Annotated in this window: 6 protein-coding genes; 5 read left to right on the top strand and 1 reads right to left on the bottom strand. The window is 62.9% G+C overall.

Translation table 11 applies throughout. From position 1 onward, the window contains the following. The 4 genes from Q3866_RS07320 to Q3866_RS07305 all read left to right on the top strand — a co-directional run. On the top strand, positions 1–575 hold a 575-nt coding region (locus tag Q3866_RS07320; RefSeq protein ID WP_301830713.1), incomplete at its 5' end, for an ABC transporter ATP-binding protein. A gap of 192 nt (positions 576–767) precedes the next feature. Further along, on the top strand, positions 768–1,196 hold the full coding sequence (locus Q3866_RS07315; RefSeq protein ID WP_301830712.1) for a MarR family winged helix-turn-helix transcriptional regulator: 429 nt from the start codon (positions 768–770) through the stop codon (positions 1,194–1,196). A 114-nt stretch (positions 1,197–1,310) separates the two neighbouring features. Beyond that, positions 1,311–3,068, top strand: coding sequence for an ABC transporter ATP-binding protein (locus Q3866_RS07310; RefSeq protein ID WP_301830711.1), 1,758 nt, complete (start codon positions 1,311–1,313; stop codon positions 3,066–3,068). Continuing rightward, the gene (locus Q3866_RS07305) at positions 3,061–5,001 is read left to right on the top strand and encodes an ABC transporter ATP-binding protein (protein ID WP_301830710.1); all 1,941 of its coding nucleotides are present in this window, start codon (positions 3,061–3,063) and stop codon (positions 4,999–5,001) included. Before Q3866_RS07310 ends, Q3866_RS07305 begins: the two co-directional genes overlap by 8 nt. Before the next feature lie 132 nt (positions 5,002–5,133). On the opposite strand, the gene Q3866_RS07300 is transcribed toward Q3866_RS07305, so the two are convergent. After that, on the bottom strand, positions 5,134–5,562 hold the full coding sequence (locus tag Q3866_RS07300; RefSeq protein WP_301830709.1) for a hypothetical protein: 429 nt from the start codon (positions 5,560–5,562) through the stop codon (positions 5,134–5,136). A 184-nt stretch (positions 5,563–5,746) separates the two neighbouring features. On the opposite strand from Q3866_RS07300, the gene Q3866_RS07295 reads away from it, so the two are divergent. Beyond that, complete coding sequence (locus tag Q3866_RS07295) at positions 5,747–6,478, top strand: acyl-[acyl-carrier-protein] thioesterase (protein WP_301830708.1); 732 nt, start codon at positions 5,747–5,749, stop codon at positions 6,476–6,478. The last annotated feature ends 64 nt before the right edge of the window (positions 6,479–6,542 follow it).

Raw genomic sequence — 6,542 nt, 5'->3', positions numbered from 1 at the left:
TCTACGACATCGCCGACGGCAAGATCCGCTACGACGGCATCAACGTCAACAAGATTCGCAAGGCAGACCTGCGTCGCTCGCTGGGCGTGGTGCTGCAGGACGTCAACCTGTTCACCGGCACCGTCATGGACAACATCCGCTACGGCCGTCTCGACGCCACCGACGAGGAGTGCATCGCCGCCGCCAAGCTCGCCGGCGCCGACGACTTCATCAGCCGCCTGCCCGAGGGCTACGCCACGATGCTTTCTGGCAACGGAGCGCAGCTCTCCCAGGGCCAGCGCCAGCTCATCTCGATTGCCCGCGCCGCCGTGGCCGACCCGCCCGCGATGATCCTCGACGAGGCCACGAGCTCGATCGACACGCGCACCGAGGCCATCGTCCAGAAGGGCATGGACGCGCTGATGCAGGGTCGCACCACGTTCGTTATTGCGCACAGGCTGTCGACCGTCCGCAACTCCGACGTGATCATCTGCCTCGACCACGGCCACGTTATCGAGCGCGGCAGCCACGACGAGCTCATCGCCAAGAAGGGCTACTACTACCAGCTCTACACCGGCGCGTTCGAGCTCGAGTAGGGCAAACGCCCCGCATTCCTCGGGGAGCTCCTGCGCGCACGGTCTTTTCGCGCAACCTAAATAGACCTTAGTGGGGTCTCGACCGTTCGGTCGGGACCCCCTTTGTGTAGGGCGTAGGATTTTGTGTAAATTTGTCGCATGCTTCGGGTTGTGGTATAAACGTAACATGCTACAGAAAGGATGGTGGCTGGAATGGTTCCCGAAGATGCTGTTGGACCCCTGTTTAAGGTGATCAATGAGCGCATGCAGGCGTCTGCCGACGCGGACCTCAAGGAGCAAGGGCTCACTTTTGCGCAAAGCCAGGTGATCGTCTACCTCATTGAGCATGCGGGCCGAGCGCTCCAAAAAGAGATCGAAGCTAACCTCAAGGTTTCCCACCCAACGGTCTCCGGCCTCGTCAGCCGGCTCGAGAAAAACGGCTTCGTGCGCACCTGGGTAGCCGAGGATGACCGACGCAATAAGGTCGTTGAGCTCACGGACAAGGCACACGATGCCGGCGACCGCATGCGTGCCACCATGCGCGAACGCGACCAAGAACTGCTCGCCGGCCTTGATGAACGCGAGCAGACGGAGCTCATCCGCATGCTCAGGCGAATCTACGCCAACGTCTGCAAACAGTAGCCTCAATAGCACCCGTCGCCCACCGGATTCATTCCGCCTGCGACGGGCTTCTTTACGCCCTGTTCCGTAGCTTGCTACATGATTTCAGCCCGATTCGTACAGAAAGGAACATACATGATACGAACGCTTGCGCGGAGCCTGCGGCAATACCGCAAGAGCTCCGTCACCGCCATCCTACTTTCCATCCTGGAGGTGATACTCGAGATCGCCATCCCGCTCGTCATGAGCGACCTCATTGACCGCGGCATCCAAGCCGGCAACATGGGCGAGGTCTGGCGCCTTGGCATCGCCCTGCTCGTCCTTGCCGTTCTCGAGTTTGGAGTGGGCGCCGGCGGCGCCTGGATGGGCGCACGTGCCTCGGTGGGCTTCGCCGCCAACCTGCGCGACGATATGTATGACAACGTGCAGACCTTCTCTTTTGGCAACATCGACAAGTTCTCTACCGGCTCGATCGTCACACGCCTCACCACCGACGTCACCAACGTGCAAAACGCCTACATGATGATCATCCGCATGGGCGTGCGCGGACCCGTGATGCTCGCGTTCTGCTGGATCGTGTCGTTTACCATCAACCGGCAGATTTCGTTTGTGTTCCTGGCCGTGATCCCCATCCTTGCCATCGCGCTCGGACTCATCATGTGGCGCGTAAGCAGCATCTTCAACCGCGTTTTCGCTACCTACGACACGCTCAACAACGTGGTGCAGGAAAATGTCTCAGGCATCCGCGTGGTCAAGTCGTTCAACCGCGAGGAGCACGAGATTGGCAAGTTCGGCCGCATCGGCCAGCGCATCTACGAGGACTTCGCCCGCGGCGAGCGTCTCATCGCACTCAACACGCCGCTCATGCAGGCCTGCATGTACGCATGCATGATACTCATCTCGTGGCTCGGCGCTAAGGCCATCGTGGCCTCGGGCAACAACGCCGCGCTCGGCCTCACCACGGGACAGCTCACCGCACTCTTTACCTACGCGACGCAAATCCTTATGGCGCTCATGATGCTCTCCATGGTCTTTACGCTCATCGTGATTGCCCAGAGCTCGGCCAAGCGCATCGCCGAGCTACTCAACGAACAGAGCGACATCGCGAGCCCCGAGCCCGGTCGCGCCGTCACGCAGGTTGCGGACGGCTCCGTGGAGTTTGACCACGTGAGCTTTGCCTACGCGAGCAAGGCCGAGAAAAACGTGCTCGAGGACGTAAACCTCACCATCAAGAGCGGCGAGGTCGTGGGCATCATCGGCGGCACGGGTTCGTCCAAGTCGAGCCTTGTGAACCTCATCGCCCGTCTCTATGACGTCACCGCGGGCACCGTGCGCGTGGGCGGCATCGATGTGCGCGACTACGACCTCGATGCGCTGCGCGGCCAGGTGGCCATGGTACTGCAGAAAAACGAGCTCTTTAGCGGCACCATCGCCGAGAACCTGCGCTGGGGTGACGCCGAGGCCAACGATGCAGAGCTGGTGCGCGCCTGCGAGCTCGCCTGCGCGAACGAGTTTATCGACCAGCTGCCGGACGGTTACCAGACCATGATCGAGCAGGGCGGCACCAACGTCTCGGGCGGGCAGGAGCAGCGTCTGTGCATCGCCCGCGCACTCGTGGCCAAGCCGCGCGTGCTCGTACTCGATGACTCCACGAGCGCCGTCGACACCAAGACCGACGCCAAGATCCAACGCGGCCTTGCCGAGTACCTGCCCGCCACGACCAAGATCGTGATCGCGCAGCGCGTGAGCTCGGTCATGCACGCCGACAAGATCGTGGTCATGGACGACGGGCGCATCAGCGCGGTGGGCACGCACGAGGAGCTCTTGCGCACGAGCGATATCTATCGCGAGGTCTTTGAGTCGCAGCAGAAGGGAACGGCAGAGGATGAGTAAGCAGAAGAAACGCCCCGCAAACGGAGCCGCGGCGGGCGCCGACATGCCCGCGATGCAGCTCGATATGGCAACCGTCAAGCGACTGCTCTCGTATATGTCCTGCTACCGAGGACAACTTGTACTCGTCGTCGCGTGCATTCTGCTCTCTGCCATCGCGAGCGCCGCGTCGTCGATGTTTTTGCAGGCACTCATCGACGACTACATCGTCCCGCTTTTGGCGACCGACGCTCCCATATGGACGGGCCTTGCACACGCGCTCATCACCATCGGCGCTGTCTATGTGGTGGGCGTTGCAGCCACGCTCGTCTACAACCGCGCGATGGTTACTGTGGCGCAAGGCACGCTCAAACGCATCCGCGACGATATGTTCTCGCACATGCAGACGCTCCCCTTGCGCTACTTCGACACGCACGCGCACGGCGACATCATGAGCCTCTACACCAACGACACCGACACCCTGCGCCAGATGATCGCGCAGTCGCTCTCGCAGCTCGTAAGCTCGGTATTCACGCTGGTCGCGGTCTTTGTGTGCATGCTTTGGATGAGCGTGGGGCTCACCGCGGTGGTCTGCGTGCTCATGGCGGCGATACTCGTGTTCGTGGGCCGCATCACGGGGGTCATCGGGTCGTTTTCTATCGAGCAGCAAGATACGCTCGGCGCGCTCAACGGCTACATAGAGGAGATGGTCGGCGGGCAGAAGGTCATCAAGGTCTTTTGTCACGAGGACACCGCACGCACCGGAATGGGCAAGCTCAACCGTGCCTGGGCAAAGGCTGCGACGAACGCGCAGGGCGTGGGCAATTCGATCATGCCCATGATGAACGCACTTGGCTACCTGATCTATGTGGTGGTGGCTGTGCTCGGCGGCTACATGGCCATCGCAGGGACACCCAACCTGGGTCTTACCGGTTTCGACACGTTCACGCTCGGTGCCATCGCGTCGTTTCTGACGCTCACGCGTAACTTTATGAACCCCGTAGCGCAAGTGTCCAACCAGCTCAACTCGATCATCATCGCGCTTGCGGGCGCCGGGCGCATCTTTACGCTCATGGATGAGAAGCCCGAGTCCGACGACGGCCACGTGACGCTGGTCAACGTGGACGAGGGCGCGGACGGCAATCTTGTCGAGACAAGCGAGCGCACCGAGCACTGGGCCTGGAAGTACCCGCACCACGACGGTAGCTGCGAGCTCGTGCCGCTCAAGGGGCGTATCGTGCTCGACCATGTGGACTTTGGCTACGTGCCCCAAAAGCTCGTGCTGCACGATATCGAGCTCGGTGCCGAGCCCGGGCAGAAGATCGCGCTCGTGGGCGCGACGGGTGCCGGAAAGACCACGATCACCAATCTTATCAACCGCTTCTACGACATTGACGACGGCAAAATCCGCTACGACGGCATCAACATCAACAAGATCCGCAAGGCCGACCTGCGCCGGAGCCTGGGTGTGGTGCTGCAGGACGTCAACCTGTTCACCGGTACCGTCATGGACAACATTCGCTACGGCTGCCCTGGCGCCACGGACGAGCAGTGCATCGAAGCAGCGCGTCTGGCCAACGCCGACGGGTTTATCCGCATGCTGCCGGCGGGCTACGATACCGTGCTCGAGGGCGACGGCAGCGGGCTTTCGCAGGGACAGCGCCAGCTGATCAGCATTGCGCGCGCCGCGGTGGCCGACCCGCCCGCGATGATTCTGGACGAGGCCACGTCGAGCATCGACACCCGCACCGAGGCATTGGTGCAGCATGGCATGGATGCGCTGATGAAGGGAAGGACCACATTTGTGATCGCGCACCGTCTCTCCACCGTGCGCAACTCTGACCTGATCTGCGTCCTCGACCACGGACAGATCATCGAGCGCGGCAGCCATGACGAGCTGATCGCCAAGAGGGGCTACTACTACCAGCTCTACACCGGTGCGTTCGAGCTGGAGTAGGGCTTGCGAGCGACATAGGGCGCGCAAGGGGCGGCGCCGTCTGGTTCATCTCAGGCGGCGGCGCCCTTCTTAGGCTGTTTCTTGGCGACCGTTCGGGCCGCGTGTCTACGCCGGCCGCCGCGCGGGGCGCGCCTAATCCTCGTCGAGGGCGTACAGCTCCCCCGCCTCGACGAGCGCCAGCCCAGACTCGCGCAGCTTGAGCTCGACGGGCTCGCCTTGGACGCGCACGATGTCGACTGTGCCGCCGTCGACCGAGCAGCTGTAGGCATAGGCCACGGTAAGGTCGCTCGAGTGCAGACGGTCAAGCAGAACCGCGAGGCCACCCGGGACGTTGTCGACGCGCAGGGCCGCAGCCTCGCAGGTGGAGGCGTCGTAGCCCAGGTTGCAGAGCATCTCGCAGGTGGCACGCGGGCGGTCGACCACGAGGCGCACGATGGCAAAGTCGGTGTTGCTCGCAACCATGACGCCATGAATCTGGACTCCCGACTCGCCCAGCACGCGGCACATCCTCGCCAGGCGCCCCGGCCCCGCCGGCAGACAAACGTTCAGCTGGTCAATCATGGTGGCCTCCTTGGCTTGATGGGCACTCGCTCCCGCAGAGCTAGCCTAGGCCCCATCTTATGGACCGCATGCCTCGCCTCCCCACGGCAGACCGCAAATTAACTCGCACGAAGCACCGCCAAGACAAAGCGGAAACGCAGGGTCGGCGGGTACAATCCAATCGGACATAAGACGGGAGATGCACATGTATTCGTTCACAAGCCACGTCCGCTACAGCGAGGTCGACGAGAACTGGAGGCTCACCATTCCGGCGCTCATCGACTACCTGCAGGACTGCAGCACGTTTCAGTCGGACCTGCTGGGCATGGGGCCCAGGCACATCGCGAGCACCAAGCTCGCGTGGATGCTCAGCGCCTGGAAGATCGAGATCCGCGAGCTGCCGCGCTTCAACGACGAGATCGTCGTGAGCACGTGGGCCACGGGCTTCAAGGGGCTGCGCGCGAGCCGCAACTTCACCGTGAGACGCGCTGGCGATGCGACGGACGCCGGGCCGATCGTCCGCGCCGATTCCAGCTGGTTCATGTTCGATTCCAACAAGGGTCGTCCCGTGCGCACGCCCGAGAACGAGAGCGCGCCCTACCTGGCAGACGCCGAGAAAGACGCGCCGCTCGACATGCCCGCGATCCCGCACGTGGTGCGCATCGAGGACGAGGGAGAGCCGCTCGTGCCGGTGCAGGTCACGGCCGCCCATCTCGACACGAACCACCACGTCAACAACGCCCAGTACGTGGCGATTGCGCTGGGGGCACTGGGCGAGCGCATGCCCGCCGCTCCCCTCACGCTCGACGTCCACTACAGCCAGGCGGCCAAGCTCGGTGACGTCATCTACCCGCACCTTCACGAGCAGGACGGCGCCCTCACCGTGACGCTCGACAACGCGGACGGCAAGCACTACGCCATCGTGAGCGTGAGCTAAAAGAAGCGCTGGCAGCTTGGAGCCGCCGCCGCGCGAGAAGTGCGAGGACCACGCAAAGGGCCGG

It is taken from the genome of uncultured Parolsenella sp. (genome assembly GCF_958346945.1).
GTDB lineage: Bacteria > Actinomycetota > Coriobacteriia > Coriobacteriales > Atopobiaceae > Parolsenella.
The sequence above is the reverse complement of the archived record's forward strand: the minus strand, read 5'-3'. Positions and strand labels throughout refer to the sequence as shown.